Source organism: Actinospica durhamensis (assembly GCF_018139695.1).
GTDB classification, from domain to species: domain Bacteria; phylum Actinomycetota; class Actinomycetes; order Streptomycetales; family Catenulisporaceae; genus Actinospica; species Actinospica durhamensis.
In genome coordinates, this window is sequence record NZ_JAGSOG010000688.1 from 1 (window position 1) to 541 (window position 541).

The 541-nt window shown below is 76.9% G+C and carries 1 protein-coding gene; it reads right to left on the minus strand.

What is annotated here, in order from left to right; all coding sequences use genetic code 11:
- Positions 1 to 541: SGNH/GDSL hydrolase family protein (locus tag KDL01_RS41740; RefSeq protein ID WP_498038008.1), on the minus strand; the 541-nt coding region annotated here is incomplete at both ends.

Here is a 541-nt window from a genome sequence, read left to right on the forward strand (position 1 = left end):
GTAACGATGCCACGGCCTGGGCCGCTCGTGCCGCTCGTGCCGCGCGCGTTGCCGCCAGCCTTGCCGCCCCGACCTGCTCGGCGTCGGCGTCGGTGCCGTCCACGTCGGTGGCGCCCGCGGTCGTGACGGCGCCCGCGGTCGTGACGGCGTCTGCGTTGACGACATGGGGGAGATGGGCCACGGCGATGGCGGTGCGGGGGGTCAGGCGCCAGGCGGCGGAGGCGAGGGTGGGCAGCAGGGCGGACACGGCGGTGGAGTAGCCCTCGACGGAGGGGTGGAAGCGGTCGGGGCCGAACAGTTCGGCGCGGCTGGCGAACTCGGGGCCGAGCAGCGCCCCGATGGGCACCGAGCAGCCTCCGGCCGCGGTCACGGCCTGGCTCTGCAGCAGCGCGAGCTTGCGGCTCCAACTACGCGCGAGCCAGCGCAGCGGCGGCTGCACGGGGCGGATCGTGCCGAGGTCGGGGCAGGTGCCGACGACCACCTCGCAGCCCGCCGCGCGCAGGCGCTCCACGGCCTCGCCGAGGGCGGCGGGCTGCGAGGT